We start from the raw sequence: 22,409 nt of genomic DNA on the forward strand, positions 1-22,409 counted from the left end.
ACGGACTTCACCCGGAACGCACTTCATCCGGAAGGGACTTGACCCGGAACGGACTTCACACGCAAGGGCCCGGCGGCCGAAACCGCCGGGCCCTTCCTCTGGACCGGGTGACCCGGGTGACCGGGTGTCAGGACGGCGGGTTGCCCGTCGAGACCCTGAGCTCTATCTCCGGCATGTCCTGCGGGTCGACGTCCGTGCCGGCGGAGGGGAACTGCTCCATGACGGCGCCCTCGCCGTACGTGTTCTCGTCGACGTTCGTGACCTTCATCGTCCAGCCGGCGGCCTGGAAGCACGCCTTGACCGACTTGATGTACTTGAACTTGAAGCTCGGGATCTGGATCTTGTCGGGGTCGTCGTACGACTCCTGAGGCTCGGTGCACTCGGTCGTCTTGATCGTCTTCGCCGTGTCCGGCCCGCGGTACCCGGGCTTCTTGGACGCCGACGCCGACGCCGAGGCGCTGGCACCGCCGCCGCCCGTGTTGTCGTCACTGCTGCCACCGTTCAGCGTCAGCGCCGCGACCAGCCCGCCGACCGCCACCAGGGACACCACGATCGAGCCGATGATCACCAGCTTGTTGCTCTTGCCGCCCGAGCCGCCGGCCACGGTCTGGGGCGTGAGGTTGTACGGCGGGGTCGACGGGCCCGGCTGCGGGGAGTAGGCGGCAGGCGTGGGCGTCTGGTAGCCGCCCTGCTGCGGATAGCCGTACGCCGGAGACGGGGCCGGGGTGCCGTACGGGTTCGGGGCCGGGACCGGCTGGTACGGCGTCTGGACGTTGCCCGTGGGCGCCGGGGTCGCCTGGTCGACCGGCGGGAAGACGGCGGAGCCGACGCCCGCGCCGCTCGGGGTCTGCGCGCCGGGGACGATGCTCGGCGGGGCCGGCTGGAAGGAGGACGCCACACGCAGGCACTCGCCGCGCATGGCCTCGGCGCTCGGGAAACGCTCGTTCGGGTTCTTCTTCAGCGCACGGGCGATCAGCGCGTCCACGGCCGGCGGCAGGGAGCGGTTGACCGAGGACGGAACCGGCGGCTCCTCCTGCACGTGCGCGTACGCGATGGCCAGCGGCGAGTCCGCGTCGAACGGCAGCCGCCCGGTGACCAGCTGGAACAGCATGATGCCGACGGAGTAGAGATCGGACCGCGCGTCCACCCCCCGGCCGAGCGCCTGCTCCGGCGAGAGGTACTGCGGGGTGCCGACCACCATGCCGGTCTGCGTCATCGACGTCACACCGGACTGCATGGCGCGCGCGATGCCGAAGTCCATGACCTTGACCACACCGCGCTTGGTCATCATCACGTTGCCCGGCTTGATGTCCCGGTGGACCAGCCCCATCTCGTGGCTGATCTCCAAGGCGGCCAGCACGTCCGCGGTGATCTTCAGCGCCTTGTCGGCGGGCATCGCGCCGTAGTGCCGTACGTCCTCGTCGAGCACCGAGCCGAGCGGGCGGCCCTCGATGTACTCCATGACGATGTACGGCGTCGTCATCCCGTCAAGATCGTCTTCGCCTGTGTCGAAGACCGAGACGATGTTGGTGTGCGTGAGCTTGGCCACCGCCTGGGCCTCGCGGCGGAACCGCTCACGGAAGGCCTGCTCCCGGCCCAGATCGGTGTGCAGTGTCTTGATCGCGACCTGTCGGTCGAGCACGGAGTCGTACGCGAGGTGCACCGAGGCCATGCCGCCCTGGCCGAGCAGGTCCCGCAGCTGATACCGCCCGCCGGCGAGCGCCCGCCCCGTGTACTGGCCCTGTGCGCCGTCCTGGCTCATCTTCAGCGTCCCCCGTAGCCTTTCCGGCGCCGACAATTAGCTTTGATCCAAAGAGCTATTCCCGGCCAAGTCTGCCCCAGGGCACTGACACGTCAAGCCAGGTGCCCGTTCCGTGACCGTACGCGAAAGAAGCGTCGCGGAAGCGTTACAGGGGTCGTACGGCCGGTACACAGAATTTGCACGACGGTGCGTGCACAGGGTTGGATTGCCGGTCCGTCTCGTGCCGGTCCTGGCACCCGTTGCGGACCGGAGGCTTGCGCGGAGGCTGTAGCGTGGCCGACGGAGACCGTAACAACACCGCGCGCACCGCGGGCAGAAACGACGGCGAGGACTGATGGCACAGCAGCAGCGCGCTCAGGGCCCGTCCGACCCCGAGGCGACTGGCGGCGGCATGTCGGACGCGCCGGAGTCCTGGGGTAACGGCGGGCTGGTCGGGGACGGCCGGTACCGGCTGACCCACAGACTCGGCCGGGGCGGCATGGCCGAGGTGTTCGCCGCCGAGGACGTGCGCCTCGGGCGGACCGTCGCCGTCAAGCTGCTCCGTTCCGACCTCGCCGAGGACCCGGTGTCCAAGGCCCGCTTCACGCGCGAGGCCCAGTCGGTCGCGGGCCTCAACCACCACGCGATCGTCGCCGTGTACGACTCCGGCGAGGACGTCGTCGGCGGCCAGTCCGTGCCCTACATCGTCATGGAGCTGGTCGAGGGCCGCACGATCCGCGACCTGTTGCTGAACGCCGAGGCGCCGGGCCCCGAGCAGGCCCTGATCATCGTCTCGGGCGTCCTGGAGGCGCTCGCCTATTCGCACCAGCACGGCATCGTGCACCGGGACATCAAGCCGGCCAACGTCATCATCACCAACAACGGCGCCGTGAAGGTGATGGACTTCGGCATCGCCCGCGCCCTGCACGGGGCGTCGACAACGATGACGCAGACCGGCATGGTCATGGGCACCCCGCAGTACCTCTCCCCGGAGCAGGCGCTCGGCAAGGCCGTCGACCACCGCTCCGACCTGTACGCGACGGGCTGCCTGCTCTACGAACTCCTCGCGCTGCGCCCGCCGTTCACCGGCGAGACCCCGCTGTCGGTGGTCTACCAGCACGTCCAGGACATCCCGACGCCGCCGTCCGAGGCCTCCGACGCCTGCCCTCCCGAGCTCGACGGCCTCGTCATGCGCTCCCTCGCCAAGGAGCCGGACGACCGTTTCCAGACGGCCGAGGAGATGCGCGGGCTGGTCCAGTACGCGCTGCAGATGCTGTACGACCAGGGCGGCCACACCGGCACCTGGAACACCGGCCCGGTGGACACGCACGACGGCCGGCACACCCCGGCGGCGGGCCTCGCCGGCACGGCCGTGCTGCCGCACCCCGGCGGTGACGCCTCCGGCACCACGCAGATCCCGCAGCCGATCATGCCCGCCGGGTACGGCGGCGGCGACGACGGCGGCTTCGAGGGACGCGGCAACCGGGGCAGCGGCCGCGGCAAGCTGTGGATCCTCGCGGTGCTGGCGGTGATCGCCATCGCCGCGGGTGTCGCCCTGGCCGTCAAGGGCAGCGGCGGAGACGGCCGCGGACCCGGCACCACCCAGTCGCCGACCACCTCGCAGACCACCGAGAACAAGTCGCCCAGCGAGTCGCCGAGCGACGAGGTGACGGACGAGCCGACCGACACGGCCACCGACGACGGCACGGGCGCGGGCACGGGCGGCTCGAACTGGACGCCGTCCTACACGCCGTCCTACACGCCGTCGCAGACGGCGTCGGAGGAGCCGAGCGCCACGCCGTCGGAGACGGTGACCGAGGAGCCCACCGAGGCGCCGACGGGCCAGCAGCCCACGGATCCGCAGACCCCGACGGACCCGACGGGCGGGGTGGTCGGAGACCCGACGGGCGGCTCCGGCGGCGAGGGATCCTGACCCGGCGCACCGAGAACAGCGGCCACGCACGCGTGCGGCCCGGAAGCGGGCCGCACGTTCGCGTGTACACGGCTGTACGCCACTTCGCGTGTACACGGCTGTACGCCACTTCGCGTGTACGCGGCTGTACGTCGCGCAGCATCCAGAGGTTGTTGCGGCGGACGAAGAAACAGGGCCGTACGGGTGGCCACGAACTCTTCCCGTGTCCGGGGCCGCCGGGATACCGTGCCGTTGCTCCGGCCTCCTGCAAGGCTGTGACCAGCGGCCCTTCCAGTCCTACCCGATTTACTTGGAAATCCAAGCAAAATCGCAGGTCAGAAGGGGTTTCACAGATATGTGGCGCACTGGGTAACGTGACTTTTGCAGGGCGCTCGCCGGGGCACCTGTCACGCCTGTTCCCGGCCGAGTGGCACCCACCCCGTGCCCGGTGGTCGGATCAGGTGAGCCGCACTGGCCTACCGGCAACCCCGGGGGCCGGACCGACGGAGGAGCACACGTGACCGTGGAGAGCACTGCCGCGCGCACACCGCGACGCAGCGCCGGAAGCAAGGCCGGCACCACCGGCACCAAGCGCACCACCCGCACGACCGCCAAGAAGAGCGCCGACCCCGAACTCGTCCAGCTGCTGACGCCCGAGGGCAAGCGCGTCAAGAACGCCGAGTACGACAAGTACGTCTCCGGCATCACCCCCGACGAGTTGCGCGGCCTGTACCGCGACATGGTGCTCACCCGTCGTTTCGACGCCGAGGCCACCTCCCTGCAGCGCCAGGGCGAGCTGGGCCTGTGGGCCTCGCTGCTCGGCCAGGAGGCCGCCCAGATCGGCTCCGGCCGGGCCCTGCGCGACGACGACTACGTCTTCCCGACCTACCGCGAACACGGCGTCGCCTGGTGCCGCGGGGTGAATCCGACCAACCTGCTCGGCATGTTCCGCGGCGTGAACAACGGCGGATGGGACCCGAACGGCAACAACTTCCACCTCTACACGATCGTCATCGGCTCCCAGACCCTGCACGCCACCGGCTACGCGATGGGCATCGCCAAGGACGGCGCGGACTCGGCGGTCATCGCCTACTTCGGCGACGGCGCCTCCAGCCAGGGCGACGTCGCCGAGGCGTTCACCTTCTCCGCGGTCTACAACGCCCCGGTCGTGTTCTTCTGCCAGAACAACCAGTGGGCCATCTCCGAGCCGACCGAGAAGCAGTCCCGCGTGCCGCTGTACCAGCGCGCGCAGGGCTTCGGCTTCCCGGGCGTACGCGTCGACGGCAACGACGTCCTCGCGTGCCTGGCCGTCACGAAGTGGGCGCTGGAGCGGGCCCGCGGCGGCGAGGGCCCGACGCTGATCGAGGCGTTCACGTACCGCATGGGCGCCCACACCACCTCCGACGACCCCACCCGGTACCGCCACGACGACGAGCGGGCGGCCTGGGAGGCGAAGGACCCGATCCTGCGCCTTCGCCGCTATCTGGAGGCCTCAAACCACGCGGACGAGGGATTCTTCGCGGAACTGGAGACCGAGTCCGAGGCGTTGGGCAGGCGAGTGCGCGAGGCGGTCCGTGCCATGCCGGACCCGGACCACTTCGCCATCTTCGAGAACGTGTACGCGGACGGCCACGCCCTCGTCGACGAGGAGCGCGCCCAGTTCGCGGCGTACCAGGCATCGTTCGCCGAAGCAGAGGGGGTCTGACCATGGCAGCGGAGAAGATGGCTCTGGCCAAGGCGATCAACGAGTCGCTGCGCCGCGCCCTGGAGTCCGACCCCAAGGTCCTCATCATGGGCGAGGACGTCGGCAAGCTCGGCGGCGTCTTCCGCGTGACGGACGGCCTGCAGAAGGACTTCGGCGAGAGCCGCGTCATCGACACCCCGCTCGCCGAGTCGGGCATCGTCGGTACCGCGATCGGACTGGCCCTGCGCGGCTACCGCCCGGTCGTGGAGATCCAGTTCGACGGCTTCGTGTTCCCGGCGTACGACCAGATCGTCACGCAGCTGGCGAAGATGCACGCGCGGTCGCTGGGCAAGGTGAAGCTGCCGGTCGTCGTGCGTATCCCCTACGGCGGTGGCATCGGCGCGGTGGAGCACCACTCGGAGTCACCGGAGGCGCTGTTCGCGCACGTGGCGGGCCTGAAGATCGTGAGCCCCTCCAACGCGTCGGACGCGTACTGGATGATGCAGCAGGCCATCCAGAGCGACGACCCGGTGATCTTCTTCGAGCCCAAGCGCCGCTACTGGGACAAGGCCGAGGTCAACACCGAGGCGATCCCCGGTCCCCTGCACAAGGCCGGTGTGGTGCGTGAGGGCACGGACCTGACCCTCGCCGCCTACGGACCGATGGTCAAGCTCTGCCAGGAGGTCGCGGACGCGGCCGCCGAGGAGGGCAGGTCCCTCGAAGTCCTGGACCTGCGCTCGGTGTCTCCTTTGGACTTCGACTCGATCCAGGCGTCGGTGGAGAAGACGCGCCGTTTGGTGATCGTGCACGAGGCGCCGGTGTTCTTCGGGTCGGGTGCGGAGATCGCGGCGCGGATCACGGAGCGCTGCTTCTACCACCTGGAGGCCCCGGTGCTGCGCGTGGGCGGGTACCACGCGCCGTATCCGCCGGCCCGCCTGGAGGAGTCCTACCTTCCGGATCTGGACCGGGTGCTGGATGCCGTCGACCGCTCGCTGGCGTACTGAGGAGGGGAGCGTGACGACGATGACGCAGGCGTCCGTGCGTGAGTTCAAGATGCCCGATGTGGGCGAGGGGCTCACCGAGGCGGAGATCCTCAAGTGGTATGTCCAGCCCGGCGACACGGTGACCGACGGCCAGGTGGTGTGCGAGGTCGAGACGGCCAAGGCGGCCGTCGAGCTGCCCATTCCGTACGACGGGGTGGTGCGTGAGCTGCACTTCCCCGAGGGCACGACGGTGGATGTGGGCACGCCGATCATCGCGATCGATGTGTCGGGCGGAGCTCCCGCCGAGGCCGAGGCACCGGCGCAGACCCCGGCCGAGCCGCAGAAGGAGGAGCCGAAGGCGGAGAGCACGGCTCGCCAGCCGGTCCTGGTCGGCTACGGCGTGGCCACCTCCGCCACCCGCCGCCGCCCGCGCAAGGGGCCTCAGGCCCCCGTCGCCGGGGCCTCGGCAGCGATCCAGACCGAGCTGAACGGTCACGGCACGGCTCCCGCCGCCACGACCGCCACCCCTCCCGCCGCCACCGCCACCGCACCCGCCGCCCCCACGCCGCGCCCGCTGGCCAAGCCGCCGGTGCGCAAGCTGGCCAAGGATCTGGGCGTCGACCTGGCGACGGTGACCCCGACCGGCCCGGACGGCATCATCACGCGCGAGGACGTCCACGCGGCGGCGGCCCCGCCGCAGGCTCCCGAGCGTGAGGTGGAGCTCCCGGCCGCTCCCGCCACTCCGGTTGCCGCTGCGCCGGCCCCGGTGTCGTACGACACGGTCCGCGAGACGCGTATCCCGGTGAAGGGCGTCCGCAAGGCGACGGCGGCGGCGATGGTCGGCTCGGCGTTCACGGCACCGCATGTGACGGAGTTCGTGACGGTCGATGTGACGCGCACGATGAAGCTGGTCGAGGAGCTGAAGCAGGACAAGGAGTTCGCGGGCCTGCGCGTCAACCCGCTGCTGCTCATCGCCAAGGCCCTGCTGGTCGCGGTCAAGCGGAACCCGGACATCAACGCGTCCTGGGACGAGGCGGCTCAGGAGATCGTGGTCAAGCACTACGTGAACCTGGGTATCGCGGCGGCGACCCCGCGGGGTCTGATCGTGCCGAACATCAAGGACGCCCACGCCAAGACGCTGCCGCAACTGGCCGAGTCGCTGGGTGAGTTGGTGTCCACGGCGCGGGAGGGCAAGACGTCCCCGGCGGCGATGCAGGGCGGCACGATCACCATCACGAACGTGGGTGTGTTCGGGGTGGACACCGGGACGCCGATCCTCAACCCCGGCGAGTCCGCGATCCTCGCGGTGGGCGCGATCAAGCTCCAGCCGTGGGTGCACAAGGGCAAGGTGAAGCCGCGTCAGGTCACCACACTCGCGCTCTCCTTCGACCACCGCCTGGTGGATGGCGAGCTGGGCTCGAAGGTGCTGGCGGATGTCGCGGCGATCCTGGAGCAGCCCAAGCGGCTGATCACCTGGGCGTGACATGAGAGAGGCCCACCGCCCGTACGCGGTGGGCCTCTGCGGCTGCTGTCAGTCCCGCTGGGCGCCCGACGGCAGCGTGCGCAGCTGCATCGTGCTCGCCGAGCTGCTGCCGAAGGCGTAGTCCATCAGCTTGGCGGCGTCCGTGAAGCGGTACTGGTCGTTGAGGAGCACGCCGATGACCGTCTTGCCGTCCCGGGTGCCGGAGAAGACGAGGCAGGGGCCGGCGGCCGTGTTGGTGCCGGTCTTCACTCCGGTCGCGCCGCTGTAGGAGCCCAGCAGCTTGTTGGTGTTGTACCAGGTGTAGGTGCGGGTGCCGCCGGTGCTCGTCGTCGCGTACTGGACCGTCTTCTGCTTCTTGACGATGCCGGCGAACGTCGAGTACTTCATCGCGCTGCGGGTGAGCTTGGCGAGGTCGCGCGGCGTCGTGTAGTTCGTGTTCTGCGTCGAGTTGCCGTCGAACGAGTCGAAGTGCGTGTTCGTCAGGCCGAGGGCGTCGGCCTTGGCGTTCATCTTGCTGATGAACGACTTCGTGCGCGCCGAGACCGTCGTACCGGTGCCGAACGTGTCCGCGAGGGCCATCGCGGCGTCGCAGCCGGACGGCAGCATCATCGCGTGCAGCAGCTGACGGACGGTGACCTTGTCGCCGGTCTTCAGGTCCGCCGTGCTCGCGCCCTTGGCGGTGACGTAGTCCCGGTAGGCCTGCTTGATGGTGACCTTCCGGTCGAGGTTGACGTCGGGGATGCTCAGCACCACGCGGGCCGTCATGATCTTGGTGGTGCTCGCCATGGGCCGCTTGGTGTCGGCGTACTTGCTGTAGAGCGTGGAGCCCGTCGCGCTGTTGAGCATGAACGCGCCCTTGGCGCTGACCGAGGGCGCGGTCGCCGCCTGTGCGGGCGTCGCCAGGGCGCCGCCCGCCACGAGCGCGCCGGTGGTGGCGATGACGGCTGCGGCTCGGCGGACACGTACGCCCTTGATGCCGGTTATCACTATGAACGCTCCGAATGTGCGCAATGCCTGGAAGGCGCCTGCGAATGGCCGGGGGGAGGCGCACAGGAGACTCACGACGAGCGCGAAGGGTTGTACGGCGGACGCGAGGAAAAGAGGAAAAAGGAGAAAAGGAGGAGGGCCGGCCGCTGTCGGGCGGCCGGCCCCTCGTGTGCGTCCGTGTGTGCGTCCGTGGACGTCAGCCCAGCTTGGTGAAGCCGTAGTTCAGCAGCTTCTTCGCGTCCGAGGTACGCGTGTCCTTGCTGGTGGAGGCGAGGACGGTACCGATGACCGTCTTGCCGCCCCGGGTCGCGGCGAAGACCAGGCAGAACTTGGCCTCCGGGCCGGAGCCCGTCTTCACGCCGATCGCGCCGGTGTAGGTGCCGAGCAGCGGGTTGGTGTTCTCCCACGGCGCCATCGTCCGGGTGCCGCCGCTCTTGGTGGTCGTCTTGGCCGTGTACTTCTTGGTCTTGACGATCGTGCGGAACGTGGCGTTCTTCATCGCGTTGCTGGCGAGCTTCGTCAGGTCGCGCGGCGTGGAGTAGTTGGCCCCGCGGCCGATGCCGTCGAACGAGTCGAAGTGCGTGTTCTTCAGACCCAGGTTCTTGGCCGTGGTGTTCATCTTGCCGATGAACGACTTCACGCGCGCCGCCCGCGTCGTGCCGGTGCCGAACTTGTCGGCGAGCGCGTATGCGGCGTCGCAGCCGGACGGCAGCATCAGGCCGTACAGCAGCTGGCGGACGGTGACCTTGTCGCCGACGATCAGCTTGGCGTTCGAGGCCCAGTTGTTGTCGACGATGTAGTCGCTGTACGCCTTCTGGATGGTGACCTTGGCGTCGAGGTTGAGGTTCGGCTGGGAGAGCACCACCTTCGCGGTCATGATCTTGGTCGTGGAACCGGTGGAGAGCCGGGTGTCCGCGGCCTTGGTGTACAGCGTCTTGGCGTTCGCGTTGTTCATCACGTAGCCGCCCTTGGCGGTGATCGTGGGCGCGGCGGCGGCCGACGCGGGCGCAGCGGAGAGGGCTCCGGTCGCGAGCACGGCGCCGGTGGTCACGGCGACGCCGACGGCTCTGCGGATGCGAATGCCCTGGATGCCGGTTTTCAAGTGAGATACCCCGATTGCGTCGTTTTCCCCTGGTGTGCGGCCGAGTTGAGGTCGAGCAGGCGTGAAAGCCGATAGGGCCGCACATGTGTGACACGTAAGTAGCACAGAAGGTTGTGTGGCCGCTGAGGCGGGGTGCGGCGGGTCCGCATCGTGGACGCATGCATCCATGCGTACCTGTTGTATCTATGATGTCGGCATGACCCTCGCCGTGAAGCAGCCGCCCGCCGCCGACCGTGTCTACACCCACGTCAAGCAGGGTGTTCTGCACCGTCGTTACGAGGGCGGCACCCTGCTCACCGAGGGGGAGCTCGCCGAGGCCGTGGGGGTGTCGCGCACGCCGGTGCGCGAGGCGCTGCTGCGGCTGGAGGTCGAGGGACTCATCAAGCTCTACCCGAAGAAGGGCGCGCTCGTTCTGCCCGTCTCCGCGCAGGAGATCGCCGACGTCGTCGAGACCCGGTTGCTCGTCGAGGAACACGCGGCGCGCAAGGCCGTACCCGCGCCCCCTGGACTCGTCGAGCGCCTCGAGGAGCTGCTGGCCCGGCAGAAGGAGCAGGCCGCCGCCGGAGACCTGGCCGCGGCCGCCGTCACCGACCGCTGCTTCCACGCCGAGATCGTCCGCAGCGGAGGCAACGAGATCCTCTCCCGGCTCTACGACCAGCTGCGCGACCGCCAGCTGCGCATGGGCGTCGCCGTCATGCACTCCCACCCCGACCGGATCGCCAAGACCCTCGTCGAGCACGAGGAGATCCTCGAAGCGCTGCGCTCCGGCGACGCGGAGGCGGCCGTCGGGGTCGTGCACCGGCACGTCAGCTGGTTCTCGCACCTGGCCCGTGGGGAGGTCCGATGAGCTCCTCGGCCGCACGGGCTGTGGCTCTGCCGGGCGATCCGCCGGGCGGGCGGCGCGCCATCGCCGTCTGGGGCATCGGCGTCTCGGTCTACTTCGTCGCCGTCATCTTCCGTACGTCGCTGGGGGTGGCCGGCCTCGACGCCGCCGACCGCTTCCATGTGAACGCCTCTGCCCTGTCGACCTTCTCGATCCTCCAGCTGCTGGTCTACGCGGGCATGCAGATACCCGTCGGCCTGCTCGTGGACCGGCTCGGCACGAAGAAGGTGCTGGGCATCGGGGTCGTGCTGTTCACGGCCGGGCAGCTCGGGTTCGCGTTCTCGCCCTCGTACGGCATGGCGCTCGCCTCGCGGGCGCTGCTCGGGTGCGGTGACGCGATGACGTTCATCAGCGTGCTGCGGCTGGGCGGCCGGTGGTTCCCGGCCCGGCGCGGGCCGCTCGTCGCGCAGCTCGCCGGGCTGGTCGGCATGGCGGGCAACCTGGTCTCCACCCTCGTCCTGGCCCGGCTGCTGCACGGCATCGGCTGGACGGCCGCGTTCGCGGGCAGCGCGCTCGCGGGTGTCGTGGTGCTCGTGCTGGTGCTGCTGTTCCTGAAGGACCACCCCGAGGGCCACGAACCGGAGCCCTTCCCGCACCAGGGCGCCGCGTACGTACGCCGCCAGATCGCGGCGGCCTGGCGCGAGCCGGGGACACGGCTCGGGCTGTGGGTGCACTTCACCACCCAGTTCCCGGCGATGGTGTTCCTGCTCCTGTGGGGCTTGCCGTTCCTGGTCGAGGCGCAGGGCCTGTCCCGGGCCACGGCCGGGGAACTCCTCACGCTCGTCGTGCTGTCGAACATGGTCGTCGGCCTGGTCTACGGCCAGCTCGTCGCCCGCCACCACGAAGCCCGGCTGCCGCTCGCCCTGGGCACGGTGGGAACGACCGCGCTGCTGTGGGCGGCCACGCTGTTCTACCCCGCCGACCGCGCGCCGATGTGGCTGCTGCTCGTGCTGTGCGCGGTGCTGGGCGCCTGCGGCCCGGCCTCGATGATCGGCTTCGACTTCGCCCGCCCGGCCAATCCGCCGGAGCGGCAGGGGACGGCCTCCGGCATCACGAACATGGGCGGGTTCGTCGCCTCGATGACCACGCTGTTCGCGGTCGGGGTGCTGCTGGACGCGACGGGCGACGACTACACCGTCGCCTTCTCGGCCGTGTTCGTGCTGCAGGCGCTGGGCGTGAGCCAGATCCTGCGGTTGCGGAGGCGGGCGGCTCGGCGGGAGCGGGAGCGGTCGGTGGCCAGCCGGGTGGAGACGGTGCACGTGCCTGCGTGACCAACGCCCCGTGCCGGGCCGGGCGGCGCTGGGGGCTGACGCCCCCAGACCCTGCTCCGGCTCGAACGGTCAGGGCGTCACCGCGAAGTTCCGCAGGATCGCCGCCGTCAGGTCCGGGTCGCCCTCCGCCTTCACCCGGTCCGCCACCGCCTCCGGGCTCACCCGGCCGCAGGCCAGGCGGACGTACGTCTCCCAGTCGAGGGTGAGGGTGGCGGCGGGGCCGAGCGCGGGGGCCGTTTCCACGGTGCCGCGGCCCTGGATGTCGACGCGGACCGTGCGCAGGAACTCGACGGGGCCGTGGACGTCGAAGACGACCGCCGAGCTGCGGGGGGCGTTGGCGAGATCGGCCACGACGCGGGGCAGTTCGGCGAGCAGCACGTCACGGGTGACGTGCGCGCCCGGGGAGTCGAGGTTGCCGGGGCGGCCCAGGGCCGTGCGCAGGTCCTGCTCGTGCACCCACACGTCGAACGCGTGCCGGCGCATGGACTCCTCCAGCGTCAGCTCGGTGCCGAGCGGGCCGCGCACCTTCGCGCCCGGGTCGCGGCTGTCGTTCCGCAGCTGGCGGTTGCGGCGGATGATCATGTACTCCAGCTCGGACGTCATCTCCGGCGCCGTGTGGTGGCGGCGGACGTCGACCTGCATCTCCATGTAGCGCTGGTGGTCGTTGGTGACGTGGAACAGGTCGCGCGGGAGCGTGTGGATCGGGCGCGGGTCGCCGAGCATCTCGGAGTCCAGGCCGATGACGTGGGAGACGATGTCGCGCACCGACCAGCCCGGGCATGGTGTCCGGCGGTTCCAGTCTGCCTCCACAAGCGGCTGGACCAGCTCGGATATCGCCTCGATGGAGTGAGTCCAGGCGTCGGCGTAGGGCTGGAGGGTGGGATGCAGACTCACGGAACGGGACCCCTCGGCGGTCGGTACACGGGCAGGTTGTGGCGGCGTTGCCAGTGGGAGGTGGCTGCTGTCGGCGGGTGTCTTGCACGCTAAGTTACGCTGCTGTCAGGCACCCCGGCAGTGCTTTCGTGTGACGATCGTAGGCCCGTGTGGACGCCCTTGTGGACGGCTCGAATGCCAGGACGGTGGTAGTGTGCGCGCTTCTCTGCTCCAGATCGCCGTAGACGAGGGCGAATCGGTCGAATCGCGTCGGCGGCGGGTCGCCGCGCTGGTACGGGCTCAGGCGGGGGCCGCCGATCTGGTCGTCCTGCCGGAGCTGTGGACCACGGGCGCCTTCGCGTACGAGGAGTTCGGGCGCGAGGCCGAGCCGCTCGAGGGGCCGACGTACGAGGCGATGGCGAAGGCCGCGAGCGACGCGGGCGTGTGGCTGCACGCCGGCTCGATCCCGGAACGGGACCCCGACGGGCCGCTGTACAACACGTCTCTCGTCTTCACTCCCTCCGGCGACCTGGCCGCGGTCTACCGCAAGATCCACCGTTTCGGCTTCGACAAGGGCGAGGCCGTGCTGATGGGCGCGGGCGAGGACCTCGTGACGGTGCGTCTGCCGTCGATGACCCTCGGCGTGGCGACCTGTTACGACCTCCGTTTCCCCGAACTCTTCCGCGGTCTCGTCGACGCCGGTGCCGAGACCCTGGTGGTGCCGGCGGGCTGGCCGGAGCGCCGCCGGTCGCACTGGACGCTGCTGGCTCAGGCGCGGGCGGTGGAGAACCAGGCGTTCGTGCTCGCCTGTGGAACGGCCGGGACGCACGCGGGAGTTCCGCAGGCCGGTCACTCGATCGTGGTGGATCCGTGGGGCGAGGTGCTGGCCCAGGCCGGCGCCGGCGAGGAGGTCCTCACGGTGGAGTTCGACCCGGGCAGGGTGGCGGCGACGCGGGAGCAGTTCCCGGCGCTGAAGGACCGGGTGCTGGGGCTGGAACCCCCTCGGCGCCAGTAACGGCCCCAGGCCCGGTCAGGCCGCTCAGGCCCGCTCAGGCCCGCTCAGGCCGACGGTCTGGGGCAGCTCGCCCCGGACCGTCCCTGGTCCTCGGTCCTCCCTGGTCCTCGGTCCTCCCTGCTCCTCAGTCCTCCCTGCTCCTCAGTCCTCCCGCTCCTTCTCCGCCAGATGGACCACGCACACCGCCAGCGCGACCAGCAGCGCCGGGTCCGCGTCGTCGCGGACGACGTCGATGCCGTAGGTGTCCCGGAGGGTCAGCCAGCGGCGGGAGACCACGGCGAGGAGTTCGCCGTCGTACTCGATGGCGAACTCGCGGTCGAGGATCTTGCCGCTGACGTCCAGTTCGGTGCCGTCGGCCAGGGTGACGCGGTAGTGGTTGCGCAGCAGTGACAGGCGTTTGCGCCGGATCGTCGCCAGGGGCTCGCCGCCGCGCTGGATGACCATCGTGTCCCGCAGGGCGAGCATCTTCTGGTGGATGTCGATCAGGACGCGGCCCTGGACGTCCTTCAGCTCCCAGGTGTCCCGCAGGCGCAGTGCCTTGCCGTCGACGAGGAAGACCTTGTTGCCGCGGTCGTCCTGGATCCAGTAGTCGTCGCCGAAGCCGAGGAGCCGGTCGTACACGAGGAATCTCATGTCATCAGCGCTTCCCCGGGCGCCGGTCCGAAACGCCGGCGGTAGGCCGACGGGCTGAGTCCGGTCTCGCGGCGCAGCCGGGCCCGGAGGTTGGCCGCCGTGCCGAGGCCGCAGCGGGCGGCGACGACGTCCAGGCGTTCCTCGCCGCGTTCGATGAGGCGGCAGGCCAGCGCCACGCGCTCGGCCGTCAGCCAGGCCAGCGGCGTCGTGCCGAGCTGGGCGCGGAAACGGCGGTGGAGCGTGGCCGGGGAGACCGCCGCGCGCGCCGCCAGGTCCGCCACCGTCAGCGGCTCGCCCAGCCGCTCCTGCGCCCAGGCCAGCAGGGGCGCGAGCGACTCGTCGGGTACGTCGGGCACCGGACGCTCCACGAACTGCCGCTGTCCGCCGTCCCGGTGCGCGGCGAAGACGAGCCTTCGGGAGACGGCGTTGGCCAGCTCGGCGCCGTGGTCGCGGCGCCAGAGGTGCAGGCCCAGGTCGAGCGCGGCCGAGCTGCCGGCGGCGGTGAGGATGTCGCCCTCGTCGACGAACAGGACGTCGGGCTCCAGCAGGACCTTGGGGTGCAGGTCGCGGAAGGCGTCCGCCCACATCCAGTGGGTGGTGGCCCGGCGGCCGTCCAGCAGCCCCGCCTCGGCGAGCGCGAAGCTGCCGGTGCAGAAGCTCACGACGCGGGCGCCACGCGCGTGCGTGCGCCGAATCGCGTCCAGGACGGCGGCACCGCGCGGTACGACGTTGTCCGGCCGGCCGGGCACCACGAGGGTGTCGGCTTCGTCGACGGCCTCCAGGCCGGGCACGCCGGTCAGGGTGAAGAACCCGTGGTTCATCCGCACCTGGGGCGTCGGCGTGCACAGCGTCACCTCGTACAGCGGTGCCGGGAGCCCCAGTTCGGGGCGCGGCAGCCCGAACAGTTCGGTCGCGACACCCACCTCGAAGGGGTTCGTGCCCTCGTCGACGATGACGGCCACCCGGTGCGCGGGCCGTGGCTGAGAGGATCCTTGCGGCATGTGCGATTTCTAGCACTCGTGCCGCCGTCGGGGAACCGCCGAGGATGACGGACATGACCAGCGAACCCATCTCCCTGACCGCCGCCCTCGCGTCCTTCACCGACCGGTGGAGCCCTCGCATCGTCACCGCCGTCAACGACTACGACGTCCGGATCGCCAAGGTCGAGGGCGAGCACCTCTGGCACGCGCACGACCACACCGACGAGTTCTTCCTCGTGCTGGAGGGCGAACTGCACATCGCCCTGCGCGAGCCGGACGGCGAGCGCACGGTCGTCCTGCCGAAGGGCTCGGTCTTCACGGTCCCGCGCGGCACCGAGCACAAGCCGTACGCCCCCGTCCCCACCGCGCTCCTCCTCTTCGAGCCCAGCGGCACCCTCACCGTCGGCGACCGCCACGACGACGTGCCGGACCACGTGGACGCGACGACGGGGCACGCGCTGGGGTGACTGTCAGTGCCGGATGACACCCTGGACGCATGAACCACTCCGCACCCCGACGCGCCCGCGTCCGCGCCCCCGAGCTGACCGGCAAGGGCGGCTGGCTCAACACGGGCGGGAAGCAGTACACCCTCGCCGACCTGCGGGGACGCATCGTCGTCCTGGACTTCTGGACCTTCTGCTGCATCAACTGCCTGCACGTCCTGGACGAGCTGCGCGAGCTGGAGGACAAGCACCGGGAGACGGTGGTCGTCATCGGGGTGCACTCGCCGAAGTTCGTGCACGAGGCGGAGCACCAGGCGGTGGTCGACGCCGTGGAGCGGTACGGGGTGGAGCATCCGGTGCTCGACGATCCCGAGCTCGCGACCTGGAAGCAGTACGCCGTGCGCGCGTGGCCGACGCTCGTCGTGATCGACCCCGAGGGGTACGTCGTCGCCCAGCACGCCGGTGAGGGGCATGTGCACGCCATCGAGCGCCTGGTGAGGGAGCTGGAGGCCGAGCACGAGGCGAAGGGCACGCTGCGGCGCGGCGACGGGCCGTACGTGCCGCCGGAGCCGGAGCCGACGGCGCTGCGCTTCCCGGGGAAGGCCGTCCTGTTGCCGTCCGGGAACTTCTTGGTCAGCGATACGACCCGGCACCAGCTGGTGGAGCTGGCGGCGGACGGGGAGACGGTGGTGCGGCGGATCGGGTCCGGGGCGCGCGGGTTCGCCGACGGGCCGTCCGACGCCGCCACGTTCAACGAGCCGCAGGGGCTCGCCCTCGGCGACGACGGCTCGGTCGTCGTCGCCGACACCGTGAACCACGCCCTGCGGCGGCTGGACCTCACCACCGGCGAGGTCACCACCCTCGCCGGCACGGGCCGGCAGTGGATGCAGGGCGGCCCCACCTCCGGTCCGGGACGCGAGGTGGACCTCTCCTCCCCCTGGGACGTCGCCTGGTGGCAGGGCAGGGTGTGGATCGCCATGGCCGGCGTCCACCAGCTGTGGGCGTACGACCCGGCCGACGGGAGTGTCTGCGTCACCGCGGGGACCACCAATGAGGGGCTCGTCGACGGTCCGGGCGCCGAGGCGTGGTTCGCCCAGCCGTCCGGGCTCGCCGCCACCCCCGAGCGGCTCTGGCTCGCCGACTCCGAGACCTCCGCGCTGCGTTGGGTCGACCCCGACGGCTCGGTCCACACGGCCGTCGGCACCGGCCTGTTCGACTTCGGCCACCGCGACGGCGCCGCCGAACAGGCCCTCTTCCAGCACCCCTTGGGCGTCACGGCCCTGCCCGACGGTTCCGTCGCCGTCTGCGACACCTACAACCACGCCCTGCGCCGCTACGACCCGGCGACCGGCGAGGTGACCACCCTGGCCACCGACCTGCGCGAACCCAGCGACGCCGTCCTGGCCGGCGACGACATCGTGGTCGTCGAGTCGGCCCGGCACCGGCTGACCCGCCTGCGCCTGCCGGAGGAGACGGTCAAGGTCGCCGCCGTCGCCCACCGCACCCGGCGCGCCGCCACGGAAGTCGCCCCCGGACGGCTCCGGTTGGACGTCGTCTTCCAGGCCCCGCCCGGCCAGAAGCTCGACACTCGCTACGGCCCCTCGACCCGCCTCCTTGTCTCGTCCACCCCACCCGACCTGCTGCTCAACGGCGAGGGCGCGGGAACCGACCTGTCCCGCGCCCTCGAACTCAACCCCGCTGTCGAAGAAGGTGTCCTGCATGTTTCGGCCATGGCCGCGTCCTGCGACGACGACCCGGCCAACGAGTACCCCGCCTGTCACGTCCACCAGCAGGACTGGGGCGTGCCCGTCCGCCTCACCGAGGAAGGGACGGACCGCCTGCCCCTGATCCTGGCCGGCCTGGACGCGTGAGCCGGGGGTGTGTCACACGCCGTATCCGTCGCTGTAGCCGTCCCTGCGGTGGTGGTGCGCGTGATCGTCGACGACCGGAGTCGTGGGCGGCATCACCACGCGCCGCCGCCGGGCGATGCTGCTGAACGTCGTGACGCCGATCAGTCCGACGATCATCAGGATGATGCCGACGAGGTCGAGGTTGACCCCTTGCATGTCCCAGTCGGTCGCGAACGTGAGGATGGCTCCCACGGCGATGAGGATGATGCATCCGCCGAGGCCCATGTGTGTCGCCTCCCTGTACGGTCCGGTCGTTCCGGTCCGCACTCCGGGTACCCCCATGGCCAAAGCCCATGCGGGGGCGGCCGGTTCTACCCTTCCAGGAACGCCACCAGGGCGCGTGCCAGCAGGAACGGGTCGTCGGCGCCGCACAGTTCGCGTGCGCTGTGCATCGACAGGATCGCCACGCCGATGTCGACGGTCATGATGCCGTGCCGGGCGGCGGTGATCGGGCCGATCGTGGTGCCGCAGGGCATGGAGTTGTTGGAGACGAAGGACTGGAAGGGGACGTCCGCCTTCTCGCAGGCGGCGGCGAAGGCCGCGCGGCCCGAACCGTCCGTCGCGTAGCGGTTGTTGACGTTGACCTTGAGGATGGGGCCGCCGTTGACGCGCGGGTGGTGCGTGGGGTCGTGCCGTTCCGCGTAGTTGGGGTGGACCGCGTGGCCGGTGTCGGAGGACAGGCAGACCGTGCCCGCGAAGGCCCGGGCCCGGTCCTCGTACGATCCTCCGCGCGCGAACACCGACCGCTCCAGCACGGTGCCGAGCAGCGGGCCGTCCGCGCCCGTGTCCGACTGGGAGCCGTTCTCCTCGTGGTCGAAGGCGGCGAGGACGGGGATGTACGGCAGAGCGCCGCCGCTCTGGGACACCGCCGCGAGCGCGGCCGTACCGGAGTGCACGGACAGCAGGTTGTCCATGCGCGGCCCGGCCACCAGTTCGCTGTCGCGGCCCAGGTAGGCCGGCGGTTCCACGGAGTGGACCATCAGGTCCCAGCCGGTGACCTCGCCCGCCGGGATGCCGGCCGTCTCCTCCAGGAAGGCGATCAGATCGCCGTCGCGCACGTCGTCGCCCAGACCCCAGACCGGCTGCATGTGCCGCTGCTTGTCGAGCTTGAGGCCCTCCGAGGTGACCGAGCGGTCCAGGTGGATGGCGAGTTGCGGGACCCGCAGGAGCGGGCGGTCGACGTCGACCAGGCGCGTGGAGCCGTCGCGCAGGGTCAGGCGGCCCGCGAGCCCGAGGTCGCGGTCCAGCCAGGAGTTGAGCAGCGGGCCGCCGTAGATCTCCACGGCCACCTGGCGCCAGCCGTGCGCCCCGTTGTCGGGCCGCGGCTTGACCCGCAGGTTGGGGGAGTCGGTGTGGGCGCCGACGATCCGGAACGGCGTGTGGGGCGCGGCGCCCTCGGGGACGTACCAGGCGATGATCGCGCCGCCGCGCAGCACGTACTTGCCGCCGGTCGTCCCGTCCCAGGCGTCCGTCTCCGCGACCTGGCGGAAGCCGGCCTTCTCCAGCCGTTCGGCGGCGTTCGCCACGGCGTGGTACGGCGTCGGGCTCGCCGCCAGGAAGGTCATGAGGTCGTCGGTGTGGCCGCGGTCGAAGCGGATGCCTGTGGTCATGGGTTCACCTTAACGACGGACGAGGGCCCGCTCCCGTCCGATGGGGAGTGGGCCCTCGTCAGAGGACATAGGTGGAACTAGAACGCGGCCTCGTCCAGCTCCATCAGGTCCAGGTCGGCGCCCTCGGCCACCTTGCGGGCCAGGGTGACGCCCGGCAGGACGTTGGCCGCGAAGAACTTCGCCGCCGCGATCTTGCCGGTGTAGAAGGCCTTGTCCTTGGCGGAGGCCGTCTGAAGCTTCTCGGCGGCGACCGCGGCGCCCTTGAGGAGCAGGTAGCCGACGATCACGTCACCGGAGGCCATCAGCAGGTGGGTGGTGTTCAGGCCCACCTTGTAGATGTTCTTGACGTCCTGCTCGGTGGCCGCGAGGTCGGTGAGCATCAGGCCGACGATGGCCTCCAGCTCGACGGCGGCCTTGGCCAGGTGCTCGCGGGCGGACGCCAGCTCCTCGCCGCCCGTGCCCAGCGCCAGGAACTTCTTGATGTCCTCGGCGAGGGAGTTCAGCGCGGCGCCCTGGTTGCGGACGATCTTCCGGAAGAAGAAGTCCTGGCCCTGGATCGCCGTGGTGCCCTCGTACAGGGTGTCGATCTTGGAGTCCCGGATGTACTGCTCGACCGGGTACTCCTGGAGGAAGCCGGAGCCGCCGAAGGTCTGCAGCGACTGGGCCAGCTGCTCGTAGGCCTTCTCGGAGCCGTAGCCCTTGACGATCGGCAGGAGCAGGTCGTTGAGCGCGTGCTCGGTGGAGGCGTCCTCGCCGTTCGCCTCCTTGACCTGGATGGCGTCCTGGACGGAGGCGGTGTACATCACCAGGGCGCGCATGCCCTCCGCGTACGCCTTCTGCGTCATCAGCGAGCGGCGCACGTCCGGGTGGTGGGTGATGGTGACCTTGGGCGCGGTCTTGTCCATGAAGTTCGCCAGGTCCGGGCCCTGGACGCGCTCCTTGGCGTACTCCAGCGCGTTGAGGTAGCCCGTCGACAGCGTGGAGATCGCCTTCGTGCCGACCATCATGCGGGCGAACTCGATGATGCGGAACATCTGGCGGATGCCGTCGTGCTTGTCACCGATCAGCCAGCCCTTGGCGGGGTGCTTGTCGCCGAACGTCATCTCGCAGGTGTTGGAGACCTTCAGGCCCATCTTGTGCTCGACGTTCGTGGCGTAGACGCCGTTGCGCTCACCCAGCTCGCCGGTCTCGAAGTCGAAGAGGTACTTCGGTACGAGGAAGAGGGACAGGCCCTTGGTGCCGGGGCCGGCGCCCTCGGGACGGGCGAGCACGTAGTGGAGGATGTTCTCCGACATGTCGTGCTCACCGGACGTGATGAACCGCTTCACGCCCTCGATGTGCCAGGAGCCGTCCTCCTGCTGGACCGCCTTCGTGCGGCCGGCGCCCACGTCCGAGCCGGCGTCCGGCTCGGTGAGCACCATCGTGGAGCCCCACTGCTTCTCGACGGCGATCTTCGCGATGTGCTTCTGGACCTCGTTGCCCTCCTCGAAGAGGATGCCGGCGAAGGCCGGGCCGGAGGAGTACATCCACACGGCCGGGTTGGCTCCGAGGATGAGTTCGGCGTAGGCCCAGATCAGGGAACGGGGAGCGGTGGTGCCGCCGATCTCCTCGGGCAGGCCGAGGCGCCAGTACTCGGAGTCCATGAAGGCCTGGTAGCTCTTCTTGAAGGACTCGGGGATCGGGGCGGTGTTCGTCTCGGGGTCGAAGACCGGAGGGTTGCGGTCGGCGTCCGCGAAGGACTCGGCCAGCTCGTTCTCCGCGAGCCGCGTCAGCTCCTCGAGGATGCTTTTCGCGGTCTCGACGTCCATCTCCTCGAACGGGCCGGTGCCGTACAGCTTGTCCCGCCCGAGTACTTCGAAGAGGTTGAACTCGATGTCGCGGAGATTCGACTTGTAGTGCCCCATGGCGACGGCTCCGTAGAGAGAGATCGGCGAGGCACTGACTCCTCGCACCTAGTTCACGTACCAACAAGTAGCTCCGATGATGCTACCCGTCGGTAATAAGAAGCAACCCCGATCCCGTTCATCTGTGACAGGTCACACCGGAACGTCACGCCGGCACGTCACACCGGAACTGTCAGTGTCGCGGTGTAACCCTCCGTGACACTGCCCGTCACCGTCGCCAGCTGCTGGTCGTATCCGTCGCTGAAGATGTTGTCCGACTCCAGGGACAGCTGACCGAGGTTCGTCACGCTCTGGCGGTAGCCGTCCGTGGCGTAGACCGTGTCGCAGACGTCCTTCGGCAGCGCGAGCTGGGAGGTGTTCGTGAGGGACGTGGCGGCGGTGGCGTCGGCCAGGCTGCCGTACACCTCGAAGTGGATGTGGGGCCAGCGGCCCTGGTAGCAGGCCGGGAAGATGCTCTTGAAGGTGACCTGGCCCTGGTCGTCGGTCTCCTGGACGCCCCGCAGGTAGTTCTCGTCCGTGACGCCCTCGGAGTACAGGGAGTACCTGCCCTCCCGGTCGCAGTGCCAGATGTAGACGGCGGCGCCCTTCTTCGGTGTGCCGCAGCCGGAGGCCGCGTCCACCACCGTGAGCGTGAGGGTCAGGGGCACGCCCTCGGCGGTGCCGCCCGCGGAGTCCCCGAAGCTCTTCGTGATGTCGCCGCGGACGACACCGCTCTCCTTCAGGACGTTCACGCCGTTCGAGCCGTCGCCGGGGAAGGGGCCGGCGGTCTCGTCCGGGATCTGAGCGCACTGGGCGGACGGGGAGGCGGCGGAGGAGGACGTGGCGGGGGAGGTGGACGTGGCCGTGTCGTCCTGGGAGGTGCACCCCACCAGGGGGACCAGGCTCGCTCCCGCCATCAGCCGGATCATCCGGCGGCGGGCGAGGACGGGAAGGTCGTGGGAGAGGCCTCTGTCGTGCTCGTGCGGGCTCTCGTCGTGTCGTCCGTTCATGGCATC

19 protein-coding genes are annotated in these 22,409 nt (G+C 70.2%); 9 read left to right on the forward strand and 10 right to left on the reverse strand.

Going from position 1 to position 22,409, the window contains the following annotated elements:
- Nucleotides 1-127 precede the first annotated feature (127 nt).
- On the reverse strand, nucleotides 128-1,762 hold the full coding sequence (locus ACYVMZ_RS18300; RefSeq protein WP_461080812.1) for a protein kinase domain-containing protein: 1,635 nt from the start codon (nucleotides 1,760-1,762) through the stop codon (nucleotides 128-130).
- A 334-nt stretch (nucleotides 1,763-2,096) separates the two neighbouring features.
- Here ACYVMZ_RS18300 and ACYVMZ_RS18305 point away from each other — a divergent pair, with 334 nt between their 5' ends.
- The 4 genes from ACYVMZ_RS18305 (at nucleotide 2,097) to ACYVMZ_RS18320 (ending at nucleotide 7,803) form a co-directional block, all read left to right on the forward strand.
- The gene (locus ACYVMZ_RS18305) at nucleotides 2,097-3,674 is read left to right on the forward strand and encodes a protein kinase domain-containing protein (protein WP_461080814.1); all 1,578 of its coding nucleotides are present in this window, start codon (nucleotides 2,097-2,099) and stop codon (nucleotides 3,672-3,674) included.
- 496 nt (nucleotides 3,675-4,170) lie between these two features.
- Nucleotides 4,171-5,358: a pyruvate dehydrogenase (acetyl-transferring) E1 component subunit alpha gene (gene pdhA / locus ACYVMZ_RS18310; protein WP_461080816.1), complete on the forward strand. Its 1,188-nt coding sequence runs from the start codon at nucleotides 4,171-4,173 to the stop codon at nucleotides 5,356-5,358.
- Nucleotides 5,359-5,360: 2 nt separating this feature from the next.
- The gene (locus ACYVMZ_RS18315; protein WP_461080818.1) at nucleotides 5,361-6,341 is read left to right on the forward strand and encodes an alpha-ketoacid dehydrogenase subunit beta; all 981 of its coding nucleotides are present in this window, start codon (nucleotides 5,361-5,363) and stop codon (nucleotides 6,339-6,341) included.
- A gap of 10 nt (nucleotides 6,342-6,351) precedes the next feature.
- Nucleotides 6,352-7,803 (forward strand): dihydrolipoamide acetyltransferase family protein, encoded by a 1,452-nt coding sequence (locus ACYVMZ_RS18320; protein ID WP_461080820.1) that lies wholly within the window; start codon nucleotides 6,352-6,354, stop codon nucleotides 7,801-7,803.
- Between the two features lie 48 nt (nucleotides 7,804-7,851).
- On the opposite strand, the gene ACYVMZ_RS18325 is transcribed toward ACYVMZ_RS18320, so the two are convergent.
- Both ACYVMZ_RS18325 and ACYVMZ_RS18330 read right to left on the reverse strand, forming a co-directional pair.
- Complete coding sequence (locus tag ACYVMZ_RS18325) at nucleotides 7,852-8,790, reverse strand: D-alanyl-D-alanine carboxypeptidase family protein (RefSeq protein ID WP_461080822.1); 939 nt, start codon at nucleotides 8,788-8,790, stop codon at nucleotides 7,852-7,854.
- Nucleotides 8,791-8,986: 196 nt separating this feature from the next.
- Nucleotides 8,987-9,892 carry a D-alanyl-D-alanine carboxypeptidase family protein gene (locus ACYVMZ_RS18330; RefSeq protein ID WP_461080824.1) on the reverse strand — a complete coding sequence of 302 codons (906 nt, stop codon included), beginning with the start codon at nucleotides 9,890-9,892 and terminating at the stop codon, nucleotides 8,987-8,989.
- 196 nt (nucleotides 9,893-10,088) lie between these two features.
- On the opposite strand from ACYVMZ_RS18330, the gene ACYVMZ_RS18335 reads away from it, so the two are divergent.
- Nucleotides 10,089-10,739 carry a GntR family transcriptional regulator gene (locus tag ACYVMZ_RS18335; RefSeq protein ID WP_461080826.1) on the forward strand — a complete coding sequence of 217 codons (651 nt, stop codon included), beginning with the start codon at nucleotides 10,089-10,091 and terminating at the stop codon, nucleotides 10,737-10,739.
- Nucleotides 10,736-12,046, forward strand: a complete 1,311-nt coding sequence (locus ACYVMZ_RS18340) for an MFS transporter (RefSeq protein WP_461080828.1) — start codon at nucleotides 10,736-10,738, stop codon at nucleotides 12,044-12,046. Before ACYVMZ_RS18335 ends, ACYVMZ_RS18340 begins: the two co-directional genes overlap by 4 nt.
- Nucleotides 12,047-12,115: 69 nt before the next feature.
- On the opposite strand, the gene ACYVMZ_RS18345 is transcribed toward ACYVMZ_RS18340, so the two are convergent.
- Nucleotides 12,116-12,940: a maleylpyruvate isomerase family mycothiol-dependent enzyme gene (locus ACYVMZ_RS18345; RefSeq protein WP_461080830.1), complete on the reverse strand. Its 825-nt coding sequence runs from the start codon at nucleotides 12,938-12,940 to the stop codon at nucleotides 12,116-12,118.
- A 193-nt stretch (nucleotides 12,941-13,133) separates the two neighbouring features.
- On the opposite strand from ACYVMZ_RS18345, the gene ACYVMZ_RS18350 reads away from it, so the two are divergent.
- Nucleotides 13,134-13,934 carry a carbon-nitrogen family hydrolase gene (locus ACYVMZ_RS18350; protein WP_461080832.1) on the forward strand — a complete coding sequence of 267 codons (801 nt, stop codon included), beginning with the start codon at nucleotides 13,134-13,136 and terminating at the stop codon, nucleotides 13,932-13,934.
- A 141-nt stretch (nucleotides 13,935-14,075) separates the two neighbouring features.
- Here the strand turns inward: ACYVMZ_RS18350 and ACYVMZ_RS18355 are convergent, their stop codons facing one another.
- Together ACYVMZ_RS18355 and ACYVMZ_RS18360 are read right to left on the reverse strand one after the other, a co-directional pair.
- The gene (locus ACYVMZ_RS18355) at nucleotides 14,076-14,567 is read right to left on the reverse strand and encodes an LURP-one-related/scramblase family protein (RefSeq protein WP_461080834.1); all 492 of its coding nucleotides are present in this window, start codon (nucleotides 14,565-14,567) and stop codon (nucleotides 14,076-14,078) included.
- The gene (locus ACYVMZ_RS18360) at nucleotides 14,564-15,568 is read right to left on the reverse strand and encodes a GlxA family transcriptional regulator (protein WP_461080836.1); all 1,005 of its coding nucleotides are present in this window, start codon (nucleotides 15,566-15,568) and stop codon (nucleotides 14,564-14,566) included. Before ACYVMZ_RS18360 ends, ACYVMZ_RS18355 begins: the two co-directional genes overlap by 4 nt.
- Before the next feature lie 53 nt (nucleotides 15,569-15,621).
- On the opposite strand from ACYVMZ_RS18360, the gene ACYVMZ_RS18365 reads away from it, so the two are divergent.
- On the forward strand, nucleotides 15,622-16,014 hold the full coding sequence (locus ACYVMZ_RS18365; RefSeq protein WP_461080838.1) for a cupin domain-containing protein: 393 nt from the start codon (nucleotides 15,622-15,624) through the stop codon (nucleotides 16,012-16,014).
- 29 nt (nucleotides 16,015-16,043) lie between these two features.
- Nucleotides 16,044-17,861: an NHL domain-containing thioredoxin family protein gene (locus tag ACYVMZ_RS18370; protein WP_461080840.1), complete on the forward strand. Its 1,818-nt coding sequence runs from the start codon at nucleotides 16,044-16,046 to the stop codon at nucleotides 17,859-17,861.
- A 12-nt stretch (nucleotides 17,862-17,873) separates the two neighbouring features.
- Here the strand turns inward: ACYVMZ_RS18370 and ACYVMZ_RS18375 are convergent, their stop codons facing one another.
- The 4 genes from ACYVMZ_RS18375 to ACYVMZ_RS18390 all read right to left on the reverse strand — a co-directional run bounded on the left by ACYVMZ_RS18375 (nucleotide 17,874) and on the right by ACYVMZ_RS18390 (nucleotide 22,403).
- Nucleotides 17,874-18,125: a DUF6458 family protein gene (locus ACYVMZ_RS18375; protein ID WP_461080842.1), complete on the reverse strand. Its 252-nt coding sequence runs from the start codon at nucleotides 18,123-18,125 to the stop codon at nucleotides 17,874-17,876.
- An 86-nt stretch (nucleotides 18,126-18,211) separates the two neighbouring features.
- Nucleotides 18,212-19,510 (reverse strand): M18 family aminopeptidase, encoded by a 1,299-nt coding sequence (locus tag ACYVMZ_RS18380; RefSeq protein ID WP_461080844.1) that lies wholly within the window; start codon nucleotides 19,508-19,510, stop codon nucleotides 18,212-18,214.
- A 77-nt stretch (nucleotides 19,511-19,587) separates the two neighbouring features.
- On the reverse strand, nucleotides 19,588-21,414 hold the full coding sequence (locus tag ACYVMZ_RS18385; protein WP_461080846.1) for an acyl-CoA dehydrogenase: 1,827 nt from the start codon (nucleotides 21,412-21,414) through the stop codon (nucleotides 19,588-19,590).
- 158 nt (nucleotides 21,415-21,572) lie between these two features.
- The gene (locus tag ACYVMZ_RS18390) at nucleotides 21,573-22,403 is read right to left on the reverse strand and encodes an intradiol ring-cleavage dioxygenase (protein WP_461080848.1); all 831 of its coding nucleotides are present in this window, start codon (nucleotides 22,401-22,403) and stop codon (nucleotides 21,573-21,575) included.
- Between the last annotated feature and the right edge of the window lie 6 nt (nucleotides 22,404-22,409).

The organism is Streptomyces deserti, assembly GCF_054782695.1.

Excerpts from the sequence above, each read along its gene's own strand:
- ACYVMZ_RS18365 (WP_461080838.1), top strand. The coding sequence starts at position 15,622 with ATGACCAGCGAACCCATCTCCCTGACCGCCGCCCTCGCGTCCTTCACC.
- ACYVMZ_RS18300 (WP_461080812.1), bottom strand. The coding sequence starts at position 1,762 with ATGAGCCAGGACGGCGCACAGGGCCAGTACACGGGGCGGGCGCTCGCC.
- ACYVMZ_RS18355 (WP_461080834.1), bottom strand. The coding sequence starts at position 14,567 with ATGAGATTCCTCGTGTACGACCGGCTCCTCGGCTTCGGCGACGACTAC.
- ACYVMZ_RS18360 (WP_461080836.1), bottom strand. The coding sequence starts at position 15,568 with ATGCCGCAAGGATCCTCTCAGCCACGGCCCGCGCACCGGGTGGCCGTC.
- ACYVMZ_RS18340 (WP_461080828.1), top strand. The coding sequence starts at position 10,736 with ATGAGCTCCTCGGCCGCACGGGCTGTGGCTCTGCCGGGCGATCCGCCG.
- ACYVMZ_RS18385 (WP_461080846.1), bottom strand. The coding sequence starts at position 21,414 with ATGGGGCACTACAAGTCGAATCTCCGCGACATCGAGTTCAACCTCTTC.
- ACYVMZ_RS18305 (WP_461080814.1), top strand. The coding sequence starts at position 2,097 with ATGGCACAGCAGCAGCGCGCTCAGGGCCCGTCCGACCCCGAGGCGACT.
- ACYVMZ_RS18375 (WP_461080842.1), bottom strand. The coding sequence starts at position 18,125 with ATGGGCCTCGGCGGATGCATCATCCTCATCGCCGTGGGAGCCATCCTC.
- ACYVMZ_RS18390 (WP_461080848.1), bottom strand. The coding sequence starts at position 22,403 with ATGAACGGACGACACGACGAGAGCCCGCACGAGCACGACAGAGGCCTC.
- ACYVMZ_RS18370 (WP_461080840.1), top strand. The coding sequence starts at position 16,044 with ATGAACCACTCCGCACCCCGACGCGCCCGCGTCCGCGCCCCCGAGCTG.
- ACYVMZ_RS18315 (WP_461080818.1), top strand. The coding sequence starts at position 5,361 with ATGGCAGCGGAGAAGATGGCTCTGGCCAAGGCGATCAACGAGTCGCTG.
- ACYVMZ_RS18335 (WP_461080826.1), top strand. The coding sequence starts at position 10,089 with ATGACCCTCGCCGTGAAGCAGCCGCCCGCCGCCGACCGTGTCTACACC.
- ACYVMZ_RS18380 (WP_461080844.1), bottom strand. The coding sequence starts at position 19,510 with ATGACCACAGGCATCCGCTTCGACCGCGGCCACACCGACGACCTCATG.